This window comes from Streptomyces sp. NPDC058198 (assembly GCF_042882605.1).
In the GTDB taxonomy this organism is placed as follows: Bacteria; Actinomycetota; Actinomycetes; order Streptomycetales; family Streptomycetaceae; genus Streptomyces.
In genome coordinates this window covers 141308-166325 of the sequence record NZ_JBHVVP010000006.1, presented here as the reverse complement: position 1 = coordinate 166325, position 25018 = coordinate 141308, and the positions used below count along the sequence as shown (strand labels likewise).

Below are 25018 nucleotides of genomic sequence, written 5' to 3'. Positions count from 1 at the left end.
TCCGCTTCTCGTGCCGCTCGGTTTCCCGCGGAGCGGTCCGGCCCGCCTCACAGCGGGCCGGCCGCGCCGGCTGCCGGGTCAGCGCGCGTTGAAGTACTTCGCTTCCGGATGGTGGATGACGATGGCGTCGGTGGACTGCTCGGGGTGGAGCTGGAACTCCTCGGAGAGCCGCACCCCGATCCGCTCGGGCTCCAGCAGGCCGGAGATCTTCGCCCGGTCCTCCAGGTCGGGGCAGGCCCCGTAGCCGAGCGAGAAGCGGGCGCCCCGGTACTTCAGGGCGAACATGTCCTCGACGTCGGACGGGTCCTCGCCCGCGAAGCCCAGCTCGGAGCGCACCCGGGCGTGCCAGTACTCGGCGAGCGCCTCGGCGAGCTGGACGGACAGCCCGTGGAGTTCGAGGTAGTCGCGGTAGGCGTTCCTCTCGAACAGCTCCGCGGTCGTCTCGCCGATCTTCGAGCCGACGGTGACGACCTGCAGGCCGACGACGTCCACGTCGCCGGACTCCTCCGGGCGGAAGAAGTCCGCCAGGCACAGCCGGCGGCCGCGGCGCTGGCGCGGGAAGGTGAAGCGGGTGCGCTCGGAGCCGTCGTCGTTGAGCAGGATCAGGTCGTCCCCCTTGGACACGCAGGGGAAGTAGCCGTAGACCACGGCGGCTTCCAGCATGTTCTGGGTGTGCAGCTGGTCCAGCCAGCCGCGCAGGTGGGGGCGGCCCTCGGTCTCCACCAGCTCCTCGTAGCTGGGGCCGCCCTTGCGGGCCTCCTTGAGACCCCACTGCCCCTTGAAGAGCGCGCCTTCGTCCAGCCAGGAGGCGTACTCCTTGAGCTGGATGCCCTTGACGACGCGGGTGCCCCAGAACGGCGGTGTCGGGACGGGGTTGTCGACGGCGACGTCCGAGCGGACCGCGCCCTCCTCGGGGCGCTCCTCCACCACGGTGTTCGCCGTGGCCTTGACCCGGCGCTGCTTCAGCTCGGGAAGGGTGGCTCCGGGGACACCGCGCTTGACGGCGATCAGGGCGTCCATCAGGCGCAGGCCCTCGAACGCGTCGCGGGCGTAGCGGACCTCGCCCTCGTAGATCTCGTGCAGATCCTGCTCGACATACGCCCGGGTCAGCGCCGCGCCACCGAGGATCACCGGGTAGTCGGCCGCCATCCGGCGCTGGTTCAGCTCCTGCAGGTTCTCCTTCATGATCACGGTCGACTTCACCAGCAGACCGGACATGCCGATGACATCCGCCCGGTGTTCCTCGGCGGCCTCCAGGATCGCGGAGACGGGCTGCTTGATGCCCAGATTCACCACGTTGTAGCCGTTGTTGGAGAGGATGATGTCGACGAGGTTCTTGCCGATGTCATGGACGTCGCCGCGGACGGTGGCGAGCACGATGGTGCCCTTGCCGTCGGCGTCGGTCTTCTCCATGTGCGGTTCGAGGTGGGCGACCGCGGTCTTCATGACCTCGGCGGACTGGAGGACGAACGGCAGCTGCATCTGGCCGGAGCCGAACAGCTCGCCGACGACCTTCATGCCCTCCAGCAGCGTGTCGTTGACGATGTCCAGGGCCGGCCGGGTCTGCAGCGCCTCGTCGAGGTCGGCCTCCAGACCGTTCTTCTCGCCGTCGATGATGCGGCGCTGGAGGCGCTCGTCCAGCGGCAGGGCGCGCAGTTCCTCGGCCCGGCCGTCCTTCATCGACTTGGTGTTGACGCCCTCGAAGAGCTCCATGAGCTTCTGCAGCGGGTCGTAGCCCTCGCTGCGCCGGTCGTAGATGAGGTCGTGAGCGACCTTGACCTGCTCCTCCTCCAGCCGCGCGATCGGCAGGATCTTCGAGGCGTGCACGATCGCGGAGTCCAGGCCGGCCTTGACGCACTCGTCGAGGAAGACGGAGTTGAGGACGATGCGGGCCGCCGGGTTGAGGCCGAAGGAGATGTTGGACAGACCCAGCGTGGTCTGGACGTCGGGGTGGCGGCGCTTGAGTTCGCGGATCGCCCCGATCGTGGCGATGCCGTCCTTCCGGGACTCCTCCTGGCCGGTGCAGATGGTGAAGGTCAGGGTGTCGATGAGGATGTCCGACTCGTGCACGCCCCAGTTGCCGGTCAGGTCGTCGATCAGCCGCTCCGCGATGGCGACCTTGTGCTCGACGGTACGGGCCTGGCCCTCCTCGTCGATGGTCAGCGCGATCAGCGCGGCGCCGTGCTCGACCGCCAGCTCGGTGACCTTGGCGAAGCGCGACTCGGGGCCGTCGCCGTCCTCGTAGTTGACGGAGTTGATGACCGCGCGGCCACCGAGCTTCTCCAGTCCGGCCTGCAGGACGTTCAGCTCGGTGGAGTCCAGCACGATCGGCAGGGTGGAGGCGGTGGCGAACCGTCCCGCCAGCTCGGCCATGTCGGCGACGCCGTCCCGGCCGACATAGTCGACGCAGAGGTCGAGCAGATGGGCGCCCTCGCGGATCTGGTCGCGGGCCATCTCCACACAGTCGTCCCAGCGGCCCTCCAGCATGGCATCGCGGAACTTCTTCGACCCGTTGGCGTTCGTCCGCTCACCGATGGCGAGGTACGAGGTGTCCTGACGGAAGGGCACCGTCTGGTAGAGGGAGGCGGCGCCCGGCTCGGGGCGCGGCTCGCGGACAGCGGGGGTGAGCTCGCGGGCCCGCTCGACGACCTGCCGCAGATGCTCGGGCGTCGTACCGCAGCAGCCACCGATCAGGGACAGTCCGTAGTCGTTGACGAACGCTTCCTGGGCGTCTGCCAGGCCCTCCGGACCGAGTGGAAAGTGGGCGCCGTCCTTGGTCAGTACGGGCAGGCCCGCGTTCGGCATGCACATCAACGGCGTGCGCGAATGGCGGGCCAGGTAGCGCAGGTGCTCGCTCATCTCCGCCGGGCCGGTGGAGCAGTTGAGGCCGATGAGGTCAATGCCGAGCGGTTCCAGGGCGGTGAGCGCCGCGCCGATCTCGGAACCGAGCAGCATGACGCCCGTCGTCTCGAAGGCAAGCGAACAGATCAGCGGCACGTTCATGCCCAGCGCGTCCATCGCGCGGCGGGCACCGATGAGGCTCGACTTGGTCTGGAGGAGGTCCTGCGTGGTCTCCACGATCAGGGCGTCCGCGCCGCCCGCGAGGAGGCCCTCGGCGTTCTGCTGGTAGCCGTCGCGCAGTACGTCGTACGCGATGTGGCCGAGCGAGGGCAGCTTGGTGCCGGGGCCCACCGAGCCGAGCACCCAGCGCTGGCGGCCGTCCTCGGCGGTGAACTCGTCGGCGACCTCACGGGCGATGCGGGCACCGGCCTCGGACAGCTCCACGATCCTGTGCGCGATGTCGTACTCGTTCGCCGCCGAATGGTTGGCACCGAAGGTATTGGTCTCGACACAGTCGACGCCGACCGCGAAGTACTCCTCGTGCACGGAGCGGACGATGTCCGGGCGTGTCACGTTCAGGATCTCGTTGCAGCCTTCCAGATCCTGGAAGTCCTCGAGCGTCGGGTCCTGGGCCTGGAGCATCGTGCCCATCGCGCCGTCGGCCACCACCACACGGGTGGCGAGCGCCTCACGGAGGGCGTCGATGCGGGTGCGGCTGTCGGTGGAGGGGGTCGGCAACGAGGCCATGAAAGTACTCCCTGGGCTGCGACGGCTGTCGGCTTTGCGCCTGCTGATGGCAGACGCACTCGGCCAGCGTAGCCGGGCGGACCCCTTCGCGGTGTGGCATACCGCCGGACGGACGGCATCCTGTCCACGGAAAGATCCGGGGCGCGTGGTCCTTGACGGGCTCTCTCCCACAGTGGGAATAGGTCGACATCGACCGATAGTGTTCAGCATGGTCGAACGTAGTGGAGGTCCGGGTCCGATGGCGAAGAACATCCAGTCGCTGGAGCGGGCGGCGGCGATGCTGCGGCTGCTCGCGGGCGGCGAGCGCCGGCTCGGCCTGTCCGACATCGCCGCCTCGGTGGGGCTGGCCAAAGGCACGGCCCACGGGATTCTGCGCACCCTCCAGGCGGAGGGCTTCGTCGAGCAGGACGCGGCGTCCGGCCGCTACCAGCTGGGGGCCGAGCTGCTGCGGCTCGGGAACAGCTATCTGGATGTGCACGAGCTGCGGGCCCGCGCCCTGGTCTGGACGGACGATCTGGCCCGCTCCAGCGGCGAGAGCGTCCATCTGGGGGTCGTGCACCAGCAGGGCGTCCTGATCGTCCACCACGTCTTCCGCCCGGACGACAGCCGGCAGGTCCTGGAGGTGGGCGCCATGCAGCCCCTGCACTCCACCGCGCTGGGGAAGGTGCTCTCGGCGTACGACCCGGTGGCGCACACCGAGGCCGTCGAGAGCGAGCGCACGGCCTTCACGCCGCGGACGGTCACCGGTCTGGCCGAGTTCGAGTCGGTACTCGATCTGACCAAGGCGCGCGGCTGGGCGGCGGATGTCGAGGAGACCTGGGAGGGCGTGGCCGCGGTGGCCGCCCCCATCCACGACCGGCGGCGGATGCCGGTCGGAGCCATAGCCGTCACCGGCGCGGTGGAGCGGATCTGTCCCGCCGGAGAGCTGCGGTCCGAGCTGGTCGCGGCCGTCCGCCAATGCGCCCGCGCGGTCTCCCGGGATATCGGCGCCGGGCGCTTTTGAACCGGATGCCGGATCATCGGTATCGGTCGAGGTTTCGGCCGCTACACCCTTGACGACAGTCGGGCTGCGGGACAAAACTGCCGTTCAGCGGTCGGCATTGTCGAACACCTACCGGCAATACGAGTTAGTGTGACAACGCCAAGGGCCGGTAACGCCCTCACCCCCGAGGGCTCGGACCACTGGTGTGAGCCGGAGGTTTGCCTTTCCCTGGACGAAGGAGTCTCGGGTGTCCAACTTCGACATCTTCATAGGTGAGGTCACGGGTACGGCCCTGCTGATCCTGCTCGGCGGCGGCGTGGTCGCCGGAGTGGTCCTCAAGCGCTCCAAGGCGCAGAACGCGGGCTGGCTCGCCATCAGCTTCGGCTGGGGCTTCGCCGTCATGGTCGGCGCGTATCTGTCGGCCGGCGTCTCCGGCGCCCTGCTCAACCCCGCGCTCACGGTCGGCCTCGCCATCGAAGGCGGCGTCAAGTGGGGCGACGTCCCGCTCTATGTCGGCTCTCAGCTGCTCGGCGCGATGATCGGCGCCTTCCTGGTCTGGGTGGCCTACCTGGGCCAGTTCAAGGCCCATCTGACCGACCCGGAGGTCCTGGCGGCGCAGCCGGCCGTCGAGGGACTCGTCGACCAGAAGGCGTCCCCCAAGGCGGGCCCGGTCCTGGGCATCTTCTCCACGGGCCCCGAGATCCGTAACCCGCTGCAGAACGTGTTCACGGAGGTCATCGGCACGTTCGTCCTGGTCATCGCGATCCTCACCCAGGGCCTGAACAACGAGGGCAACGGCCTCGGCGTGCTCGGCGTCCTGATCACCTCGTTCGTCGTGGTGGCCATCGGTCTCTCGCTGGGCGGCCCCACCGGGTACGCCATCAACCCGGCCCGTGACCTGGGCCCGCGCATCGTGCACGCGCTCCTGCCGCTGCCCAACAAGGGCGGCTCCGACTGGAGCTACGCCTGGATACCGGTCGTCGCACCGCTGATCGGCGCCGCGCTGGCCGGCGGTTACTACAACTGGGTATTCGCGTAAGAGGCCCTTTCCCTCCGCACCGAGCAGGAGCAGACACCATGAGCGACGCAACCACCACCGGCACCTCCTCCCACGGGACGGGACCGTTCATCGCCGCCATCGACCAGGGCACCACCTCCAGCCGCTGCATCGTCTTCGACCGGGACGGCCGCATCGTCGCGGTCGACCAGAAGGAACACGAGCAGATCTTCCCGAAGCCGGGCTGGGTGGAGCACAACGCCAACGAGATCTGGACCAACGTCCAGGAAGTCGTGGAACGCGCCATCCATAAGGCGGGCATCACCTCCGCCGACGTCAAGGCGATCGGCATCACCAACCAGCGCGAGACGACCCTGCTCTGGGACAAGAACACCGGCGAGCCCGTCCACAACGCCATCGTCTGGCAGGACACCCGCACCGACGCGCTCTGCCGGGAGCTCGGCCGCAACGTCGGCCAGGACCGCTTCCGCCGCGAGACGGGTCTGCCGCTCGCGAGCTACTTCGCGGGCCCGAAGGCACGCTGGCTGCTGGACAACGTCGAAGGGCTGCGCGAGCGCGCCGAGCGCGGCGACATCCTCTTCGGCACCATGGATTCCTGGGTCATCTGGAATCTGACCGGCGGCACCGACGGCGGTGTGCACGTCACGGACGTCACCAACGCCTCCCGCACGATGCTGATGAACCTGCACAACCTCCAGTGGGATCCGAAGATCCTCACGTCGATGAAGGTACCGGCCGCGATCCTGCCGGAGATCCGCTCCTCGGCCGAGGTGTACGGCACCGCCAAGGGCGGCGTCCTGGACGGGATCCCGGTCGCCTCGGCGCTCGGCGACCAGCAGGCCGCGCTGTTCGGCCAGACCTGTTTCGCCGAGGGCGAGGCCAAGTCGACGTACGGCACCGGCACCTTCATGCTGATGAACACCGCGCACAAGCCCGTCAACTCCTACAACGGCCTGCTGACGACCGTCGGCTACCGCATCGGCGACCAGGAGGCGGTGTACGCCCTGGAGGGCGCCATCGCGGTCACCGGCTCCCTGGTGCAGTGGATGCGCGATCAGATGGGCCTGATCAATACGGCGGCCGAGATCGAGACCCTGGCGTCCTCGGTCGAGGACAACGGCGGCGCGTACTTCGTGCCCGCCTTCTCCGGTCTCTTCGCACCGCACTGGCGCCCCGACGCCCGTGGCGTGATCGCCGGCCTGACCGGCTATGTCACCAAGGCGCACATCGCCCGCGCGGTGCTGGAGGCGACGGCCTGGCAGACCCGCGAGATCAGTGACGCCATGACCAAGGACTCCGGCGTCGAGCTGACCGCGCTCAAGGTCGACGGCGGAATGACCGCCAACAACCTGCTGATGCAGTCGCTCTCCGACGTCCTCGACGCACCGGTGGTGCGCCCGATGGTCGCCGAGACCACCTGCCTCGGCGCCGCCTACGCCGCAGGTCTGGCGGTGGGCTTCTGGCCGGACACCGACGCGCTGCGCGCCAACTGGCGCCGGGCCGCCGAGTGGACGCCCCGGATGGACGCGGCGACCCGCGACCGCGAGTACAAGAACTGGCTGAAGGCCGTCGAGCGGACCATGGGCTGGCTCGACGACCCCGACAGCTGACCCAGCGACAGCCGGCCGGCCGAAGAGCCGGCGAGGGCTGAAGAGGAGCGAGAATGAGCACCCTGCAGAGCGGCCCCGCACTGGGGACGCACCCGGCCGGCGGATCCCTGCCGAGCCGCGCCGAGACCCGGGAACAGCTGTCCAGGGCGACGTACGACCTCCTGGTGATAGGCGGCGGCATTCTGGGCATCTCCGTCGCCTGGCATGCCTCCCAGTCGGGACTGCGGGTGGCTCTGGTGGACGGCGGCGACTTCGCCGGCGCCACCTCCTCCGCCTCCTCCAAGCTGCTCCACGGCGGTCTGCGCTACCTGCAGACCGGCGCCGTGAAGCTGGTGGCGGAGAACCACTTCGAGCGGCGTGCGGTGTCCACGCAGGTGGCGCCGCACCTGGCCAATCCGCTCACCTTCTATCTGCCGGTCTACAAGGGCGGACCGCACGGCGCGGCCAAGCTCGGCGCGGGCGTGTTCGCGTACTCCGCGCTCTCCGCGTTCGGTGACGGCGTCGGCCATGTCATCAGCCCGGCGCGGGCCCGGCGGGCCGTGCCCGAGCTGCGTACGGACCGGCTGAAGGCCGTGGCCGTGTACGGCGACGACCAGATGAACGACGCGCGGATGGCGCTGATGACGGTCCGCGCGGCCGTCGAGTCGGGCGCCACCGTACTCAACCACGCCGAGGTCACCGGGCTGCGCTTCACAGGCGGCCGGGTGACGGGCGCCGAGCTGCGGGACCGTATGGACGGTACGGAGTTCGGCGTCGGCGCGCGGCTGGTCCTCAACGCCACCGGGCCCTGGGTCGATCGTCTGCGGACGATGGAGGACCCGGCCGCGGCTCCCTCCATCCGCCTGTCCAAGGGCGCGCACCTGGTCCTCAAGCGCACCGCCCCCTGGAAGGCCGCGCTCGCGACGCCCATCGACAAGTTCCGCATCACTTTCGCCCTCCCCTGGGAGGACATGCTGCTGCTCGGTACGACCGACGAGGAGTACGAGGGTGACCCCGGGGACGTCGCGGTCACCGAGCGGGACATCACCCAGATCCTGGACGAGGCCTCGCTCTCCGTCCGTGACCAGCAGCTGTCCCGCGATCTGATCACCTACTCCTTCGCCGGGCTGCGGGTGCTGCCCGGCGGCCCCGGCGACACCTCCAAGGCCAAGCGCGAGACGGTCGTGACCGAGGGCAGCGGCGGCATGCTGTCGGTGGCCGGCGGCAAGTGGACGACCTTCCGCCACATCGGCCGTACGGTGATGAACAAGCTCGCGGCCCTGCCGGGACACCCGCTCGCCGACCATATGGAGCCGATCGCGGATCTGCCGAAGAAGCTCCCGCTGCCGGGGATCTCCAACCCGAACGCGGTCGCCCACCGGCTGCTGATCGACGGCGGCGGGACCGGCCCGTCCATGGCGCCGGACACCGCCCGCCATCTGGCCACGCACTACGGCTCGCTGGCCTTCGACATCGTGCGGCTGGCCAACGAGTATCCCGAGCTGGGCCGGCGGATCCATCCGGACGCCCCGGAGATCTGGGCCCAGGTCGTCTACGCCCGTGATCACGAGTGGGCCGAGACGGTGGACGACGTACTGCGCCGCCGTACGACCCTGACGATCCGCGGCCTGGCCACGGACGAGATCCGCTCCCAGGTCAAGGATCTGCTGGGCAAGCGGGCCTGACCGCACGGCCGACGGCACATCTGTGCGAGCCGAGGGGCGCTTCCTTCCTGGGAGCGCCCCTCTTCGGCCTTCCTGGACGCATAATGGGGGCCGATACATCGGATGTCTGGAGGTCGCCCGTGGCTGTCACTGACGAGGCCATCGAGAAGATCAAGGGAATGATCGTCTCCGGCGCGCTGCGCCCGGGCGACCGTCTCCCGAAGGAGAGCGAGCTCGCCGCCGAGCTGGGACTGTCCCGCAACTCACTGCGGGAGGCGGTGCGCGCCCTGTCGCTCATCCGCATTCTCGACGTACGGCAGGGCGACGGCACGTATGTCACGAGCCTCGACCCCCAGCTGCTGCTGGAGGCGCTGAGCTTTGTCGTGGACTTCCACCGGGACGACACCGTGCTGGAGTTCCTCGCGGTACGCCGCATCCTGGAACCGGCCGCCACAGCGATGGCGAGCTCCCGGATAACCGAGTCCCAACTCGACGCGCTGGACGCGCAGTTGGACGCGCTCGGACCGCAGCCCTCGGTGGAGCAGCTGGTCGCGTCCGATCTGGAGTTCCACCGGGGGATCGTGCAGTCCTCGGGCAACTCGGTGCTCTGCTCGCTCCTGGACGGGCTCTCGGGGCCCACCACCCGGGCCCGGGTCTGGCGTGGGCTGACCCAGGAGGACGCCGTCAGCCGTACGCTCCACGAGCACCGGGCGATCCTCGCGGCGCTGCGCGACCGGGACGCCGAGGCGGCCAGGTCCTGGGCGACCGTCCATATCGCGAGCGTGGAGATGTGGCTGAGATCGACCCTCTGACCGGCTCGCCGGCACGGATCGGCCCGGCTCTCCGGCACGGATCGGCCCACGGAGCTCGCACGCTCCGTGGGCCGACGGTCCCGGTCCCGCCGCGCGCGGTCAGTCCTGCTTCTCGCCGCTCGCGAAGCGCGAGATGACCAGCGCGACGATGATGATCGCGCCGTTGAGGAACTGGTTCCAGAGCGCGGGTACGCCGCCGAGGGTCATCACATTCACCACCAGCTGAAGGGTCAGCACACCCGTCAGCGCCCCGAAGAGCGTGCCGCGCCCGCCCTTGAGGCTGATACCGCCGATGACGGCGGCGGCGAAGACCTGGAAGATCCAGCCATTGCCCTGGGTGGCCGCGACCGAACCGTAGTGGCCGGTGTAGAGGATGCCGGCGAAGGCCGCGAGCAGCCCGCCGACGGCCAGCACGATCCAGGTGATCCGGTCCACCCGGATACCGGCGGCGCGGGCCGCCTCCGGGTTGCCGCCGATGGCGTACAGCGACCGTCCGTGCCGCAGCCAGGCGAGGGCCGCGCCGCCGAGGGCGAACAGCGCCAGGCAGATCCATACGGCGGCCGGGGCGCCCAGCCAGTCGGTCTTGCCCAGGTACCGGAAGGACTCCGGCACATCGGTGATCGACTTGCCCTCGGTGATACCGATGTGGAGACCGCGGAGCATGGTGAGCATGCCGAGGGTGGCGATGAAGCCGTTGACCCGCAGTTTGAGCATCAGGAAGCCGTTGACCACCCCGATCACCACACCGACCAGCAGGCAGGCGGGGATCGCCAGCCAGACCGGCAGCAGGTCGAGTCCGGCGAAGCGGCCGCCCTCAGCCGGCAGCACCAGCCACATGGCGACGACCGGCGCGATCCCGATCGTCGACTCCAGCGACAGGTCCATCCGGCCGCAGATCAGGATCAGCGCCTGGCCGAGGACGAGCAGGCTCAGCTCGGAGGACTGCTGGACGACGCTGATCAGGTTGTTGGAGGTGAGGAAGACCGGCGAGACGATGAAGCCGATCACCATCAGCACCAGGATCACCGGCACCAGCGAGAAGTCGCTCCACCGGATCAGCCGGAGCCGGCCGCGCGGGCTCGCGCTTCCGGTCCCCTCGGCCACCGGCGGACGTATGGTCTCGGTCATTCCCGCTCCCCCACACCTTCCATGGCGGCGACCAGTTCCCGGTCGGTCCACCCACTCCCGAACGAAGCCACCACGCGCCCGTGGAACAGCGCGAGGACACGGTCACACACCCGCAGATCGTCCAGCTCGTCCGAGATGATCACGGCCGCGCTGCCCTCGTCCGCCACCCTGCGCACCACGCCGAGCAGCGAGTCCTTCGATTTGACGTCGACACCCGCGGTGGGCCGCAGCGCCACCAGCGCGCTGGGCCGGCGCGCCAGGGCGCGGGCGACGACGACCTTCTGCTGATTGCCGCCGGACAGACCGGAGACCGGCTGCTCCGGGCCCTGGGTCTTGATGTCCAGCGATTCGATCATGGACCGTGCGAACTCCCGGGTACGGGAGGGCAGTACGGTCCCCCACGGGCCGAGCTGGTCGGTGACCGTGAGCGTGGCGTTCTCGGCGACGCTGCGGTCCAGGACGAGCCCCTGGCGGTGCCGGTCCTCGGGGATGTAGCCGATCCCGGCGTCCAGCGCGTGCGGGACACTGCCGGGCTTCACCGTCCTGCCCTGTACGGTGATCCGCCCCGAGGTCGCCGCGCGCATCCCGGCCAGGGTCTCGCCCAGCGCGGTGTTGCCGCTGGCCGCGGCGCCCGCGAGGCCGAGCACCTCACCCGGCCGTACCGCGAGATCGAGCGGCTCGAACTCCCCGTCGAGGGCGAGCCCTTCGGTCCGCAGCACGGGCTCGGTCCCGGCGTCCACCGGCTCCGCGCGCGCGGCGTGCCAGGCGGCGGCCGTGCCCGCGGACTCCCCGGTCATCGCCGTCACCAGATCCGCCTTGGACAGCTCGGCGACCGGGGCGGTCAGCACATGGCGGGCGTCGCGGTAGACGGTGACGGCGGTGCACAGTTCGTACACTTCCTGGAGATGGTGGGAGATGAAGAGGAACGCCACTCCCTGGCTCTGGAGCTCCCGCAGCTTGTCGAAGAGCCGCTGGATACCGCGCGCGTCGAGCTGCGCTGTGGGCTCGTCCAGGATGATGAGCCGGGCGCCGAAGGACAGCGCCCGCGCGATCTCCACGAACTGCCGCTGCTCGACCGGGAGATCCTTCGCGCGGGCGTTCGGGTCGACATCGACTCCGTACCCCGCGAGCAGATCCCGCGCGCGCTGCCGCAGCCCCCGCCAGCTGATGAAGCGGCTGCCAGGACCCGAGCTGTCCAGGCCGTAGTTGTTGAGGAACAGATTCTCGGCGACGGTCAGATCGGGGACGACCATCGACTTCTGGTAGACGCAGGCGACCTTGGACTGCCAGGCCGCGGTGTCCCCGAAGCCGGGCGCGGGCACGCCGCCGAAGCTGACCTGGCCCGCGTCCGGCCTGTGCAGCCCGGTGAGGACGCTGACCAGGGTGGACTTACCTGCGCCGTTGCGCCCGACGAGCGCGTGGGACTCGCCGGGCCGCACAGTGAGCCGGACACCGTCGAGCGCCACGGTGGGACCGAAGCGCTTGACGATGCCTTCCGCGTGGACCGCGGCCGGCGCCTCCTGCTGCATGGGCTCCATGGCTAGCTCTTCTTCTCCAGCTGGTTTGCCCACAGCTTCGGGTCGTCCACGTTGTCCTTGGTCACCAGGGGCGCGGGGAGCTGGTCCTCGAAGCCGTTCGGGATCTTGATGATCGTGGACTCGTGGTCGGTCGGACCGGCCTTGGGGGTCTCGCCTGCCAGCGCCTTCTTGGCCCAGTACAGGGCGTACTTGGCGTACAGGTCGGCCGGCTGGGAGACGGTGGCGTCGATCTTCCCCTCCCGGATGGCGTCCAGTTCCTCGGGGATGCCGTCGTTGGAGATGATCGTGATGTGCCCCGGGGTGCCGGGCGCCTTGAGCAGCTTCTTCTGCTCCAGCAGCGCCAGCGTCGGCTGCAGGAAGACGCCGCCCGCCTGCATGTAGATGCCGTTGATGTCGGGGTGCGCGGCGAGCGTGGACTGGAGCTTGGCCGACGCCACGTCACCCTTCCAGTCGGTGGCCAGCTCGAAGACCCTGATGCCGGGGAACTTCTGCTCCATGCAGGACTTGAACGCCTCGGAGCGGTCACGGCCGTTGATGGAGGAGAGGTCGCCCTGGAACTCGACGACCTTGCCCTTGCCCTTGAGCTGCTCGCCCAGGTACTGGCAGGCCTTCTCGCCGTACGCGCGGTTGTCGGCCCGTACGACCATGTAGACGTCGCCCTTGTCGGGCCGGGTGTCCACGCTGATGACGGGGATCTTCTTCTCGCTCAGCGTCTGGAGCGTCTCGGCTATCGCCCCGGTGTCCTGCGGGGCCATGATGACGGCCTTGGCGCCCTGGTCGGTGAAGACCTGGACATTGGAGACGAGCTTTCCGATGTCGTTCTGCGAGTTGGTCAGTGAGAGCGCGTCGACCTCACCGGCCTTGACGCCCTTCTCGACGTACTGCTGGTACGAGTTCCAGAAGTCGCTGTCGCTGCGCGGCAGGTCGATACCGACCTTGCCGCCGCCCGCGGCCCCGCTCTCCTGTTCACGGTTGCAGCCCGCCAGGGCCGTGACGGCCAGCAGCACGGCACAGGCCGAGGCGCTCGTCGTACGGAGTCGGCGGAGTGGGGGGCGCCCCACGGTCTGTCGCGGCATGGATGTCCCGTCCTTCAAAGGTGAGTGTCGGCTCAGCGTGCTCTCAGGTGGCGGGGCGCAGGCGCAGTCCCTGCATTCCGCCGTCGACCGCGAGCGCCGTTCCCGTGACGGCGGCCGCGGCGGGGCTTGCGAGATAGGCGACGGCCGCGGCGACCTCGCCGGCGCCGACCAGCCGTCCCGTGGGCTGGCGGGCTTCGAGCGCGGCCCGTTCGGCCGCCGGGTCCTGGGCCTGGTCGAGCAGGCGGCCGACCCAGGGGGTGTCGGCGGTACCGGGGTTGACGCAGTTGACGCGGATGCCCTCGCGGACATGGTCGGCGGCCATCGCCAGGGTCAGCGACAGGATCGCGCCCTTGCTCGCGCTGTACAGGGCGCGCTGCGGCAGCCCGGCGGTGGCGGCGATGGAACAGGTCTGGGTGATCGAGACACAGCCCGGCCGGTCGGCGGCGGAGCGGCGCAGATGGGGCAGGGCGTGGCGGGCGGTGCGGACCATGCCGAGGACATTGATGTCGAGAACTCGCCGCCACTCCTCGTCGGGGTTGTCCAGCACGGTGCCGATGGCGCCGACGCCCGCGTTGGAGACGACCGTGTGCAGCCCGCCGAACTCGGCGGCCGCCGCGTCCACCGCCGCCCGTACCGCCGCGTCGTCGGTGACGTCGGCCGTGAGCGCCAGCGTCCCGGCGGGTGCTCCCGCGGTCTCCCGGTCCAGTACGGCGACCCGGGCGCCCCGCTCCAGCAGCAGGGTCGCGATGGCCGCGCCGATGCCCGAGGCGCCTCCGGTCACCAGGGCGCCGAGCCCCTCGAAGTCCCGTACCTGTGGTGCCGTCATGCGCCGGTCTCCTCGGTGGTGCGGCGGGCCTGCCAGACGGGCCCGTCCGGATAGCTGTGTTCGGCGATCGACTCGGGGAGCATCCGGGCGGAGAAGCCCGGCGCGCTCGGGGTGACGTACCGTCCGGAGTCGATCACCACGGGGTCGGCGAAGTGTTCGTGGAGGTGGTCGACGTACTCGATGACCCGGTCCTCCCAGCTGCCGGAGACGGCGACGTAGTCGAACATCGAGAGATGCTGGACGAGTTCGCAGAGTCCGACGCCGCCGGCGTGCGGGCAGACGGGCACGCCGAACTTGGCCGCGAGCAGCAGGATCGCCAGATTCTCGTTGACGCCGGCCACCCGGGCCGCGTCGATCTGGACGAAGTCGACGGCTTCGGCCTGGAGCAGCTGCTTGAAGACGACCCGGTTGGCGACATGCTCGCCGGTGGCCACCTTGACCGGCTGGCCGGCCCGGATGGCGGCATGGCCGAGGATGTCGTCGGGGCTGGTCGGCTCCTCGATCCAGTGCGGTTCGTACGGGGCGAGGGCGGACATCCAGCGCAGCGCGTCGGCCACGTCCCAGCGCTGGTTGGCGTCGACGGCGATCCGGATGCCGGGGCCGACGGCGGCGCGCGCCAGCTTCATCCGCCGTACGTCGTCGTGGAGATCGCCGCCGACCTTGAGCTTGATCTGCCGGAAACCGTCGGCGACCGCCTGCTCGGCGAGCGTGACCAGCTTGGTGTCGTCGTAGCCGAGCCAGCCGGGTGAGGTGGTGTACGCGGGATAGCCCTCGGCCCGCAGCCGGGCGGCGCGCTCGGCCCGGCCCGGCTGTGCGGCGCGCAGGATGGCCAGCGCCTCGTCCGGGGTGAGGGCGTCGGTCAGATAGCGGAAGTCGACCAGCGAGACGAGTTCCTCGGGTGTCATCGCGGCGAGGAACTCCCAGACCGGCTGGGACGCGCTCTTGGCGGCCAGGTCCCAGGCGGCGTTGATGACGGCGCCCGCCGCCATGTGCATCACGCCCTTCTCCGGGCCGAGCCAGCGCAGCTGCGAGTCGTGGGTCAGCTCGATGTGGAGCGCGGCGAGATCGGCCGCGGTGCGCGGGGCCGGGCGCCCGACGACATAGGGGCGCAGTGCCTCGATGGCGGCGGCGGTGACCTCGTTGCCGCGGCCGATGGTGAAGCAGAAGCCGTGGCCCTCGGCGCCGTCCTCGGTACGCAGGACGACATAGGCGGCCGAGTAGTCGGGATCCGGGTTCATGGCGTCGGAGCCGTCGAGCTGTTCCGAGGTGGGAAAACGGATGTCGTGAACCTCGAACCCCGTGACGGTCTGACTCATGCACGCCCCCCTGTGAAGAACATCGGACCTCTTCCGGTCATCCGATGTATAGCGCCGTTGACGCCGGATCGTCCAGGGCCGAGACGAAATTCAAGGTCACAGCTCGGATGAATCTGCTTCCAGATGGATCAGTTCTCGGACCTATGCCCCACTACGGCGAAGTTCACCCGGGCGGGCACGCGACTGCGGGCGGGCACCGGGAAAGCCGTAAGGTTGGTGCGTACGAAAGGGAACTTCGGAAGGAGGCACTGGGTGATCGAGCTCGAGGGGGTTCCCGAGCTGATCGACCCGGTCATGGTGGCCGCGTTCGAGGGCTGGAACGACGCGGGCGACGCAGCCTCCACCGCGGTGGCGCACCTGGACCGGGAGTGGAAGGGCGAGGTGTTCGCGGCGCTCGACGCCGAGGACTACTACGACTTCCAGGTCAACCGGCCCACGGTGTGGCTGGACGGCGGCACGCGGAAGATCACCTGGCCGACCACCCGGCTCTCCGTGGTGCGGGTCGGCGGGGAGAAGCCCCGTGACCTGGTGCTGGTCCGCGGTATCGAGCCGTCCATGCGCTGGCGCTCGTTCTGCAACGAGATCCTGGGCTTCGCCCATGAGCTGGGCGTGGAGATGGTGGTCATCCTGGGCGCGCTGCTCGGTGACACCCCGCACACCCGGCCGGTGCCGGTCAGCGGGATCACCTCGGACGCGGACCTGGCCAGGACGATGGACCTGGAGGAGACCCGGTACGAGGGGCCGACCGGCATCGTCGGCGTCCTCCAGGAGGCGTGCACACACGCCGGCGTACCGGCGGTGAGCCTGTGGGCCGCCGTACCGCACTATGTGTCGCAGCCGCCCAACCCGAAGGCGACGCTGGCGCTCCTCAACCGCCTGGAGGACCTCATCGGTCTGCGGATCCCGCTGGGTGAGCTGGCGGAGGACGCGCGGGCCTGGCAGCTGGGGGTCGACCAACTGGCCGCCGAGGACAGCGAGGTGGCGGAGTACGTCCAGTCGCTGGAGGAGGCGCGGGACACCGCCGAGCTTCCGGAGGCGTCCGGCGAGGCCATCGCCCGGGAGTTCGAGCGGTATCTGCGCCGGCGCGACGGCGGTCCCGGCCAGCCGCCGGGGGGCCATGCCACGGAGAGCGGTGACGGACCGTCGTATCTGCGCGACGCCTCGGGCGGCCGCGGCAGACCCCAGCGGCCGCCGCGCGGCCCCGAGGCGGGTACGGACCCCGAGCAGGGTCCAGGCCCCGACCCGGGCGACGAGGAAGATTCATCCGAGGACTGACCCGGAAGACCGGAAGGGAAGCGGGGCGACGCCATCGGGCGCCGCCCCGCTTCCGCGCTCGGGCGGTCCGTCCGGCCGACGCGGGTCGTCGTGTCCGGCGCCGGCCCACGGCACACCGGCGCTCACACTCCCTCACACCGCCCGCGGCCGCGCGATGTTCGGCCGGAGCACGGAGTGCGGCCCGGCCGGTCACGGACATGTGGGTCCGTGACCGGCCGGGCCGCAGACTCCGCGGCCGGCCGGGCCGCCGGGATCGCTGACGGGCCGCCGGGGCCGCTACAGGGCGACGCCGAGGAGCGCGTCGACCGCGCGCGACGCCACGCCCGGCGCCCCCTCGTCCGTACCGCCCGTGGAGTCCTGCAGAGCCGCCCAGCGGTCGACGGCCGCGAGGGCCGCCGGGGCGTCCAGATCGTCCGACAGCGCCTCGCGGATCTCCTCCACGAGCGCGTCGGCCGAAGGACCGTCGGGCCGCGACACCGCGGCCCGCCAGCGCGCCAGCCGCTCCACGGCGTCCTGGAGCACCTGGTCCGTCCACTCCCAGTCGGAGCGGTAGTGGTGCGCGAGCAGCGCGAGACGGATCGCCGCCGGGTCCACGCCGTCGCGGCGCAGCGCGGACACGAAGACCAGATTGCCCTTGGACTTGGACATCTTCTCGCCGTCCAGGGCGACCATGCCGGCGTGCACATAGGCCCGGGCGAACGGATGCTCACCGGTCAGCGCCTGGGCGTGCGAGGCGCCCATCTCGTGGTGCGGGAAGGCCAGATCGCTGCCGCCGCCCTGGACGTCGAAGCCCATGCCCAGATGGTCGAGGGCGATGGCGACACACTCGATGTGCCAGCCGGGCCGGCCGCGGCCGAGGGTGCCGCCGTCCCAGCTCGGCTCGCCCGGACGGGCGGCCAGCCAGAGGATCGGGTCGAGCGGGTTCTTCTTGCCGGGGCGGTCGGGGTCGCCGCCGCGCTCGGCCGAGAGCAGCCGCATGGCTTCGGCGTCGAGGCGGGAGACCTCGCCGAAGTGCGGATCGGCCGCCACGGAGAAGTAGACGTCGCCCTCGAGGTCGTACGCGGCGCCGGTCTCGCGCAGCCGCTCCACCAGCGGCACGATGCCCGGTATCGACTCGACGGCGCCGATGTAGTGCCGGGGTGGCAGCATCCGCAGCGCGGTCATGTCCTCCCGGAAGAGCGCCGTCTCGCGCTCCGCGAGCCCGACCCAGTCCTCTCCGTCGCGCTGCGCCCGCTCCAGCAGCGGATCGTCGACGTCGGTCACGTTCTGGACGTAGTGAACCTGCCGCTTCGTGTCGAGCCACACGCGCTGAACGAGGTCGAACGCGTTGTAGGTCGCCGCGTGACCCATATGGGTCGCGTCGTACGGCGTGATGCCGCAGACGTAGATACGGGCGACGGGACCGGGCTCGAGGGTGACTCGGCCATCGGTCGAGGTGTCGTGAATCCTGAGGTCGCGGCCTTTGCCAGGCAGGGCGGGGACCTCGGAAGCGGGCCAGGCATGCATGCCATGAGCGTAACCGGATGGATGTTCCGGATACGAACCGGAGGGGAGGTCCTGGCCGGTTGGGCCCTCTTGCGCGACCGGCCGCGAGCTGGTTCACGCTCCTTGAGCGGTTCTCAGACGGGGGGCCAGGGGATGGCGGGCCACTGGCCGGAGGGCTCAGGATGGCGCCCCGTACCGCGCAGCGCGCGGACCCTGGCCCGTACGGCCTCGGTCTCGGCCGCGGTGATCAGTTCGGCCAGTCGGGTGGCGAGCGGCGTGCCCTCCGCCAGTGCGCCGTCCAGGCGGGCCAGCACCTCCAGCACCTCGGCGCTGAGGGGTTCACCCGCCCACCCCCAGAGCAGGGTGCGCAGCTTGTCCTCCACATTGAAGGTGACGCCGTGATCAATGGCGTACAACCGCCCCTCGGGCGCCGGCAGCAGATGGCCGCCCTTGCGGTCACCGTTGTTGATCACCGCGTCGAGTACGGCGAGGCGGCGCAGCCGCTCGTCGTCGGCGTGCACCAGCAGCGCCGTACGCCCCTCGCCCACCTCGGCGAAGCCGACCGCCTTCCAGCCCTCGCCCGGCTCCTCGTCCTCGACGAGCGCCAGCAGTTGGGCCGCGTCGTCGCCGGTCTCCGCCTCGATCCAGAGCTGGCACATGCCCTGGCCGTACGGACCGTCCCGCAGCACGGTCGGCGGCACCAGCTCCCAGCCGGTCGCCTCGGAGATCTCGTAGGCGGCCACCTCGCGCTGGGCGAGCGTCCCGTCGGGGAAGTCCCACAGGGGCTGCTCCCCCGCGACGGGCTTGTAGACGCAGTGGGCCTCCAGGCCCTCGTACGAGACGGAGCAGTAGAGCACCGCGTTGGACGCCTGACGGATCCGTCCGCGCACGGTCAGCTCACCCTTGGCGAGCAGATCGGCGACGCTCACGCTCCCCGGCGGTATCCGTTCTGGCGCGGGCATACGTGTCCTTCCGGATCGAGCGGCAGGCTGCACAGCGGACACGGCGGCCGCCCGGCGTTGACCACGTCCAGGGCGCGCTTGGCGAAGGCACGGGCCTGGGCCCCGGACAGCCGGACGCGGAGCATCGGCGGGCCGTTCTCCTCGTCCTGGAGCAGCCGCTCCTCGGCCTCGGCGAGATCCTCGTCCGTGTCGGCGTCCAGCTCGACGAGCGCCTGCGCCTCGACGATCATGCGCTGCTCGTCACCGTCCCAGGCGAGCGCCATGGTGCCGACCCGGAACTCCTCCTCCACGGGGGCGTCGAGCGGGGCGGCGTCACCGTTGTCGGAGGGCGCCACGGCCGGGACCGGGGCATTGCCGCCGGTACGGCGTACGACTTCGTCGAGCAGCTCGTCGATCCGCTCGGCGAGCGCGGCCACCTGGGTCTTCTCCAGGGCGACGCTGGTGACGCGCCCTGCGGCGGAAGCCTGCAGGAAGAACGTACGGCGTCCAGGCAGCCCGACCGTACCGGCCACGAAGCGGTCCGGTGGGTCGTAGAGGTACACCTGACGGGACACGTCCTGTCTCCCTTGGGAATCGGCGGAAACAAAATAGGGCGGGCCGGGAGTCCTGGGAGGTTCCCCGGGATCGCGCGGACGGCGCGTCCACCCTACTGCGCTGAGCGATCACGGTGCTCCCGCGCCGCCCCCTACGACACCGGTCCCGCCGCTCGCGCTCTCACGCGGCGCCAGTCCGCCGAGATCGCCCGTGTCGCCGAGCCGCACTAGAAACGGGCGCAGGCGTGTGTACCGGACGGCTGTCACCGAACACGGGTCGACATGGATCCGCTGAAAGAGATCTAGATGCATCCCTAGGGCGTCCGCGACGAGCGCCTTGATGATGTCCCCGTGCGAGCACATGAGAAAGACAGCGTCCTCGCCGTACTCCTCCTCGACGCGCGTGTTCCACTCCCGTACGGCTTCCACGGCACGCGCCTGCATCGCGCGCATGGACTCGCCGCCCGGGAACGCGGCGGCGGAAGGGTGCTGCTGCACGACCGTCATCAGGGGCTCGTCGGCCAGTTCGGCGAGCTTGCGGCCCGACCAGTCGCCGTAGTGGCACTCCCCGATCCGCTCGTCGGTGTGCGCCTCCAGACCGGGCCGGGCGTCGAGCAGCGGCCGCAGGGTCTCCTGGCAGCGCTGCAGCGGGCTGGTGACGACGGCGGCGAGCGGCACCCCGGCCAGCCGGCCCGGCAGCGCGGCGGCCTGCTCGGCGCCGCGCTCGTCCAGGGCGACCCCCGGTGTCCAGCCCGCGAGGAGCCCGGCGGTGTTGGCGGTGGACCGCCCATGACGTACGAGGATCAACGTGGCCATGCCCGCCAGCGTAACGGCCCGGTGCGCGAGAGGCGGCGGCCGTCCGAAGGTGCGTACGGGGCCCGGAAGGGGGCAGAATGCCCGCCGTGATCGTGGACTGTGCTATTTACCGCGACGGGCGCCGCACCGACGGGCCCGCCGATTTCTCCGATGCCCTGGACGAGGCGCGCGCGGAAGGGGACGCCTTCCTCTGGATCGGCCTGCACGAGCCGACGGAGAAGGAGTTCGGACTGGTGACCGACGAGTTCGGGCTGCACCCGCTGGCGGTGGAGGACGCGCTCACCGCCCATCAGCGGCCGAAGCTGGAGGTCTACGACGACTCGCTGTTCATGGTCCTCAAGCCGGTGGAGTACGAGCCGGAGAGCGACACCGTCACCACCGGCGAGCTGATGGTCTTCATAGGTGATTCCTTCGTGGTGACGGTCCGGCACGGCGAGGGCGCTCCGCTCGCCGCGGTACGGCAGCGGCTCGAAGCGGAGCCCGATGTCCTCAAGCACGGCCCCACCGCGGTGCTGTACGCGGTCAGCGACGCGATCGTGGATCACTACATCGAGGTGGCGGGGGAGCTCCAGGTCGACCTGGAGGAGACGGAGGCGGAGGTCTTCGCGCCGGCCGGGAGCGACGGCGGCTCGGGGCACTCGCGGTCCGCGACGTCGACCGCGGCGCTGATCTACAACTTCAAGCGGCAGGTGCTGGAGTTCCGCCGCGCCAGCGGGCCGCTGGCGGCGCCCATGGCCCGGCTGGCGGGCGCGGGCGTGCCGTTCGTCCACGAGCGCTCGCAGCCGTTCTTCCGGGACGTCAACGACCATCTGCTGCACGCCAACGAGCAGGTGGAGGGGCTCGACCGGCTGCTCTCCGACATCCTGTCGGCGCATCTCGCGCAGATGGGTGTGCGGCAGAACGACGACATGCGGAAGATCTCGGCGTGGGCGGCCATGGCCGCCGTACCCACGCTGATCGCGGGGATCTACGGCATGAACTTCGACCACATGCCGGAGCTGACGTATGTGTGGGGGTATCCGGCCGTGCTCGGCCTGATGGCGCTCCTGGTCATCGGCCTGCACCGCACATTCAAACGCCGCGGCTGGCTCTGAGCGCGCGTCACAGGAGCGGGGAGACGGGACACCTGGGAGGCGGCACCTGGGAAACGGGGCCTAGAAGGCGGGGGCCGGGGGCGCGGGGCCGCCGAGGGCGTCGCGCCGCTCCGGCATCGTGAGCGTGACCATCCGGCGCCAGCCGGCGAGCCGTTCGTACGCGTACAGGACATGGATCCCCGCCGCGAGCAGCGCGGCCTTGGGGGCGGGCCAGCCGAGGAGGCGGCCCATCCGCTCCATCACCGCGAGGCTCACCTGCCGGTAGATCCGGATCTCGCTCAGGGCGCACTCCCGCAGGGTGCGCTGGATCATCCGGCCGTGCCCCTCCTCGGCCAGCCGCAGCAGCTCCTCATGGCAGTAGGCGAGGTGGTTGTCCTCGTCATCGCTGATCATCTTGATGGCCCTGCCGACCTCGGCATCCCCCCCGAAGTACTTGACCAGCATCACCATCTGGTCGGCGGCCCGCTGCTCGGTGATCCGGCTGTGCGCGAGATAGACGACGATGTCCCGCTCCGTCAGCGGCTCGTCGCGGCGCAGCTTGTCGTGGGTGAGCCCGATGCCCCGCCGCTCCAGCAGCATGGTGTAGTCGGTCTCCGGCGGGACCTCGACCGGGTCGAGACCGCGCTTCCTCAGCAGGCCGTGGAAGATCCGCCCGTGCTTGTCCTCGTCGGCGCCGTGCCGGGTGATCTTCGGGGCGAGGCCCCGCATGCTCTCGGGCACCAGAGCGGCGATCCTGCCGTTCTCCCAGCCTCCCTGGGCCTCGCCACTGGCCGCGATGGAGCAGAAGAGCCGGAAGGAACGATCGTCGTCCAGGATTTCCTGAAACAGGCTTCGGGCCGAGAACATCACTGCCACCTCCATACAGACGTCCGCAGAAACGAGTCAAATGGGGTGGACGGCAACAGGCAACAGGTGCGCTGGCCGGCTGAGCCGAAAGAAGGAGCGCCCAAGGGCTGTCCCCGGCGCGTAACCAAGCGGCACCCGGGCGCGTTGCAGTACATGACGGCCGTGGCGGGGAAGACCCCCCGAGCCCCCACCACGGCCGCGGACTTCTCAGCGTTCATCCGTGCTTGTCCGCGCGCCGGTCATAGCCCGTTCGGGCCAGGGCGAGCCATGACCGGCCACGGGTGGCCGCTACGACACCAGGCCCGCGCGCTCCAGGGCGTCCGTGCCGACGCGCAGTGCGGCGATCCGCTCGTCGAGTGTGAATCCCGCCGGGGCGAGGGTGAGCGTGGTGACGCCGGCGGCGGCGTACGCCTGCATCCGGTCGGCGATCCGCTCCACAGGACCGAGCAGCGTCGTCGAGTCGATCAGCTCGTGCGGTACGGCCGCCGCCGCGCCGTCCTTGTCGCCGGAGAGGTACTTGTCCTGGATCTCGGCGGCCTCCTTCTCGTACCCCATGCGCTGCGCGAGCTGGTTGTAGAAGTTCTGCTTGCGGCTGCCCATGCCGCCCACGTACAGGGCGGTGTAGGGACGGAAGACATCGGCCAGCGCGTGGACGTCGTCGCCGACCGCCAGCGGCACGGTGGGACACACGTCGAAGCCGTCCATGGTCAGACCGGCCTTCTCGCGGCCCGCCCGCAGCGGCCGGATCGCGGTGTCCTCCAGGTGGTCGGCGGAGGGGAAGATCAGCAGCGCGCCGTCGGCGATCTCGCCGGTCTGCTCCAGGTTCTTGGGGCCGATCGCGGCGATGTAGAGCGGGATGTGCTCGCGCTGCGGGTGCACGGTGAGCTTCAGCGGCTTGCCGGGGCCGCCGGGCAGCGGCAGCGTCCAGTGGTCGCCCTCGTACGACAGCCGCTCACGGGACATCGCCCTGCGGACGATCTCGACATACTCCCGGGTGCGGGCCAGGGGCTTGTCGAACTTCACGCCGTACCAGCCCTCGGAGACCTGCGGGCCCGAGACACCGAGGCCGAGGCGGAACCGGCCGCCGGAGAGGGAGTCGAGGGTGGCCGCGGTCATGGCGGTCATCGCGGGCTGGCGCGCCGGGATCTGCAGGATCGCGGAGCCGACGTCGATGTTCTCCGTCTGCGCGGCGACCCAGCTCAGTACGGTCGGGGCGTCGGAGCCGTACGCCTCGGCGGCCCAGCAGACGTCGTAGCCGAGCCGGTCGGCCTCCTGCGCGACCGCGAGGTTGTCGCTGTCCATCCCCGCGCCCCAGTAGCCGAGGTTGATGCCGAGCCGCATAACCACTCCCTTACTGATGAGTAACGTCCCTGTGCCGGGGACTCTAGCGCGCGGTGCGGGCATCCGTCAGGGGCGGGTTGTCCACAGGCTCTCTCCGCGTGGGGTCCTGGCCAGTAATCTCAGCAGCCATGGAGCAGAGGCATCTCGGCCGTACCGGCCTGCGTGTGTCCCGGATCGGACTCGGCACCCTGACCTGGGGTCGGGACACCGACGAGCATGACGCCGCCGATCAGTTGAAGGCCTTCTGGGAGGTGGGCGGGACACTCGTCGACACGGCGGATGTGTACGGCGGAGGGGAGGCCGAATATCTGCTCGGCCAGCTCGTCGAACGGCTCGTACCGCGCCGCGATGTGATCATCGCGACCAAGGCCGGCAGTGTGGCGGATCCGTACCGGCGCTTCGACGGATCGCGCGGGCATCTCCTCGCCGCGCTGGACGCGTCGCTGGAGCGGCTCGGGACCGACTATGTCGATCTGTGGCAGATCCACGCGTTCGACACGGGGACTCCGCTGGAGGAGACGCTCCAGGCGCTGGACATCGCCGTCAGCAGCGGGCGGGCCCGGTACGCGGGAGTGTCGAACTTCTGCGGCTGGCAGCTGGCCAAGGCCGCCACCTGGCAGCTGGCCTCGCCCGGGATACGGACGAGACTGGCCAGCACACAGATGGAGTACTCACTGCTGCAGCGCGGTGTGGAGCGGGAGGTGCTGCCCGCCGCGAGGGATCTGGAGGTCGGGCTGCTGCCCTCGTCGCCGCTCGGGCGCGGGGTGCTCACCGGCAAGTACCGGCACACCACACCGCCGGACTCCCGGGGCGCGTCCGAGCAGCTGGCGCCGTTCGTCGAGCCCTATCTCGACGAGGCGGCGAGCCGGATCGTGGACGCGGTCGCGACGGCGGCGGACGGGCTCGCCACGACGCCCCTGGCGGTCGCCCTGGCGTGGGTCAGGGACCGGCCCGGGGTGGTGGCCCCGATCATCGGTGCGCGCAACGCGCAGCAGCTCACGGCCGCTTTGTCAGTGGAGAGCCTTAGTCTTCCTGACGAGATCTGCCAGGCGCTCGACGATGTGTCGGCGCCCGTGCACCGCTATCCCGACCAGGACTGGAGCACGCTGTGAGTACGGACCGCGACACC

Annotated in this window: 20 protein-coding genes; 8 read left to right on the top strand and 12 right to left on the bottom strand. The window is 70.4% G+C overall.

Annotated features, from left to right (window positions below; translation table 11 throughout):
• Positions 1-78 precede the first annotated feature (78 nt).
• Positions 79-3588, bottom strand: a complete 3510-nt coding sequence (gene metH, locus ACFVWW_RS21915) for a methionine synthase (protein ID WP_386879023.1) — start codon at positions 3586-3588, stop codon at positions 79-81.
• A gap of 238 nt (positions 3589-3826) precedes the next feature.
• On the opposite strand from metH, the gene ACFVWW_RS21910 reads away from it, so the two are divergent.
• The 5 genes from ACFVWW_RS21910 to ACFVWW_RS21890 all read left to right on the top strand — a co-directional run bounded on the left by ACFVWW_RS21910 (position 3827) and on the right by ACFVWW_RS21890 (position 9653).
• Positions 3827-4591 (top strand): IclR family transcriptional regulator, encoded by a 765-nt coding sequence (locus ACFVWW_RS21910; protein ID WP_384190600.1) that lies wholly within the window; start codon positions 3827-3829, stop codon positions 4589-4591.
• A 226-nt stretch (positions 4592-4817) separates the two neighbouring features.
• Positions 4818-5609, top strand: a complete 792-nt coding sequence (locus ACFVWW_RS21905) for an MIP/aquaporin family protein (RefSeq protein WP_386879024.1) — start codon at positions 4818-4820, stop codon at positions 5607-5609.
• Positions 5610-5647: 38 nt separating this feature from the next.
• Complete coding sequence (gene glpK, locus ACFVWW_RS21900) at positions 5648-7198, top strand: glycerol kinase GlpK (RefSeq protein WP_386879025.1); 1551 nt, start codon at positions 5648-5650, stop codon at positions 7196-7198.
• Between the two features lie 53 nt (positions 7199-7251).
• Positions 7252-8862: an FAD-dependent oxidoreductase gene (locus tag ACFVWW_RS21895; protein ID WP_386879026.1), complete on the top strand. Its 1611-nt coding sequence runs from the start codon at positions 7252-7254 to the stop codon at positions 8860-8862.
• Between the two features lie 119 nt (positions 8863-8981).
• Entirely contained in the window at positions 8982-9653 is a 672-nt protein-coding gene (locus tag ACFVWW_RS21890; protein WP_384190609.1) for a FadR/GntR family transcriptional regulator, read from the top strand.
• 99 nt (positions 9654-9752) lie between these two features.
• Here ACFVWW_RS21890 and ACFVWW_RS21885 read toward each other — a convergent pair whose 3' ends face one another.
• The 5 genes from ACFVWW_RS21885 to ACFVWW_RS21865 are packed head-to-tail and all read right to left on the bottom strand — an operon-like array spanning position 9753 to position 15537.
• Positions 9753-10781: an ABC transporter permease gene (locus tag ACFVWW_RS21885; RefSeq protein ID WP_384337772.1), complete on the bottom strand. Its 1029-nt coding sequence runs from the start codon at positions 10779-10781 to the stop codon at positions 9753-9755.
• Positions 10778-12310 carry a sugar ABC transporter ATP-binding protein gene (locus ACFVWW_RS21880; RefSeq protein WP_384190626.1) on the bottom strand — a complete coding sequence of 511 codons (1533 nt, stop codon included), beginning with the start codon at positions 12308-12310 and terminating at the stop codon, positions 10778-10780. The genes ACFVWW_RS21885 and ACFVWW_RS21880 overlap by 4 nt, the downstream gene beginning before the upstream one ends.
• Positions 12311-12321: 11 nt before the next feature.
• Entirely contained in the window at positions 12322-13395 is a 1074-nt protein-coding gene (locus ACFVWW_RS21875) for a sugar ABC transporter substrate-binding protein (RefSeq protein WP_384190614.1), read from the bottom strand.
• A gap of 43 nt (positions 13396-13438) precedes the next feature.
• The gene (locus ACFVWW_RS21870; protein ID WP_384337774.1) at positions 13439-14221 is read right to left on the bottom strand and encodes an SDR family NAD(P)-dependent oxidoreductase; all 783 of its coding nucleotides are present in this window, start codon (positions 14219-14221) and stop codon (positions 13439-13441) included.
• A complete protein-coding gene (locus ACFVWW_RS21865) occupies positions 14218-15537 on the bottom strand; it encodes an enolase C-terminal domain-like protein (protein WP_384190620.1) in 1320 nt (439 codons plus the stop codon). Before ACFVWW_RS21865 ends, ACFVWW_RS21870 begins: the two co-directional genes overlap by 4 nt.
• 252 nt (positions 15538-15789) lie before the next feature.
• On the opposite strand from ACFVWW_RS21865, the gene ACFVWW_RS21860 reads away from it, so the two are divergent.
• Positions 15790-16812: a PAC2 family protein gene (locus ACFVWW_RS21860; protein WP_384190623.1), complete on the top strand. Its 1023-nt coding sequence runs from the start codon at positions 15790-15792 to the stop codon at positions 16810-16812.
• A 276-nt stretch (positions 16813-17088) separates the two neighbouring features.
• Here the strand turns inward: ACFVWW_RS21860 and mshC are convergent, their stop codons facing one another.
• The 4 genes from mshC to ACFVWW_RS21840 form a co-directional block, all read right to left on the bottom strand.
• Complete coding sequence (mshC, locus tag ACFVWW_RS21855) at positions 17089-18318, bottom strand: cysteine--1-D-myo-inosityl 2-amino-2-deoxy-alpha-D-glucopyranoside ligase (protein ID WP_384183050.1); 1230 nt, start codon at positions 18316-18318, stop codon at positions 17089-17091.
• Positions 18319-18431: 113 nt separating this feature from the next.
• The gene (locus ACFVWW_RS21850; RefSeq protein WP_384183047.1) at positions 18432-19259 is read right to left on the bottom strand and encodes an SCO1664 family protein; all 828 of its coding nucleotides are present in this window, start codon (positions 19257-19259) and stop codon (positions 18432-18434) included.
• Complete coding sequence (locus ACFVWW_RS21845; RefSeq protein WP_384183045.1) at positions 19223-19813, bottom strand: DUF3090 domain-containing protein; 591 nt, start codon at positions 19811-19813, stop codon at positions 19223-19225. The genes ACFVWW_RS21850 and ACFVWW_RS21845 overlap by 37 nt, the downstream gene beginning before the upstream one ends.
• Before the next feature lie 108 nt (positions 19814-19921).
• Complete coding sequence (locus ACFVWW_RS21840) at positions 19922-20608, bottom strand: histidine phosphatase family protein (protein ID WP_386879027.1); 687 nt, start codon at positions 20606-20608, stop codon at positions 19922-19924.
• Between the two features lie 77 nt (positions 20609-20685).
• Here ACFVWW_RS21840 and ACFVWW_RS21835 point away from each other — a divergent pair, with 77 nt between their 5' ends.
• Positions 20686-21702, top strand: coding sequence for a magnesium and cobalt transport protein CorA (locus ACFVWW_RS21835; protein WP_384334068.1), 1017 nt, complete (start codon positions 20686-20688; stop codon positions 21700-21702).
• Between the two features lie 60 nt (positions 21703-21762).
• Here the strand turns inward: ACFVWW_RS21835 and ACFVWW_RS21830 are convergent, their stop codons facing one another.
• Both ACFVWW_RS21830 and ACFVWW_RS21825 read right to left on the bottom strand, forming a co-directional pair.
• Positions 21763-22548: a ferritin-like domain-containing protein gene (locus ACFVWW_RS21830; RefSeq protein ID WP_384183038.1), complete on the bottom strand. Its 786-nt coding sequence runs from the start codon at positions 22546-22548 to the stop codon at positions 21763-21765.
• 288 nt (positions 22549-22836) lie between these two features.
• A complete protein-coding gene (locus ACFVWW_RS21825) occupies positions 22837-23889 on the bottom strand; it encodes an LLM class F420-dependent oxidoreductase (protein WP_386879028.1) in 1053 nt (350 codons plus the stop codon).
• Between the two features lie 128 nt (positions 23890-24017).
• Here ACFVWW_RS21825 and ACFVWW_RS21820 point away from each other — a divergent pair, with 128 nt between their 5' ends.
• Positions 24018-25001: an aldo/keto reductase gene (locus ACFVWW_RS21820; protein WP_384183034.1), complete on the top strand. Its 984-nt coding sequence runs from the start codon at positions 24018-24020 to the stop codon at positions 24999-25001.
• The last annotated feature ends 17 nt before the right edge of the window (positions 25002-25018 follow it).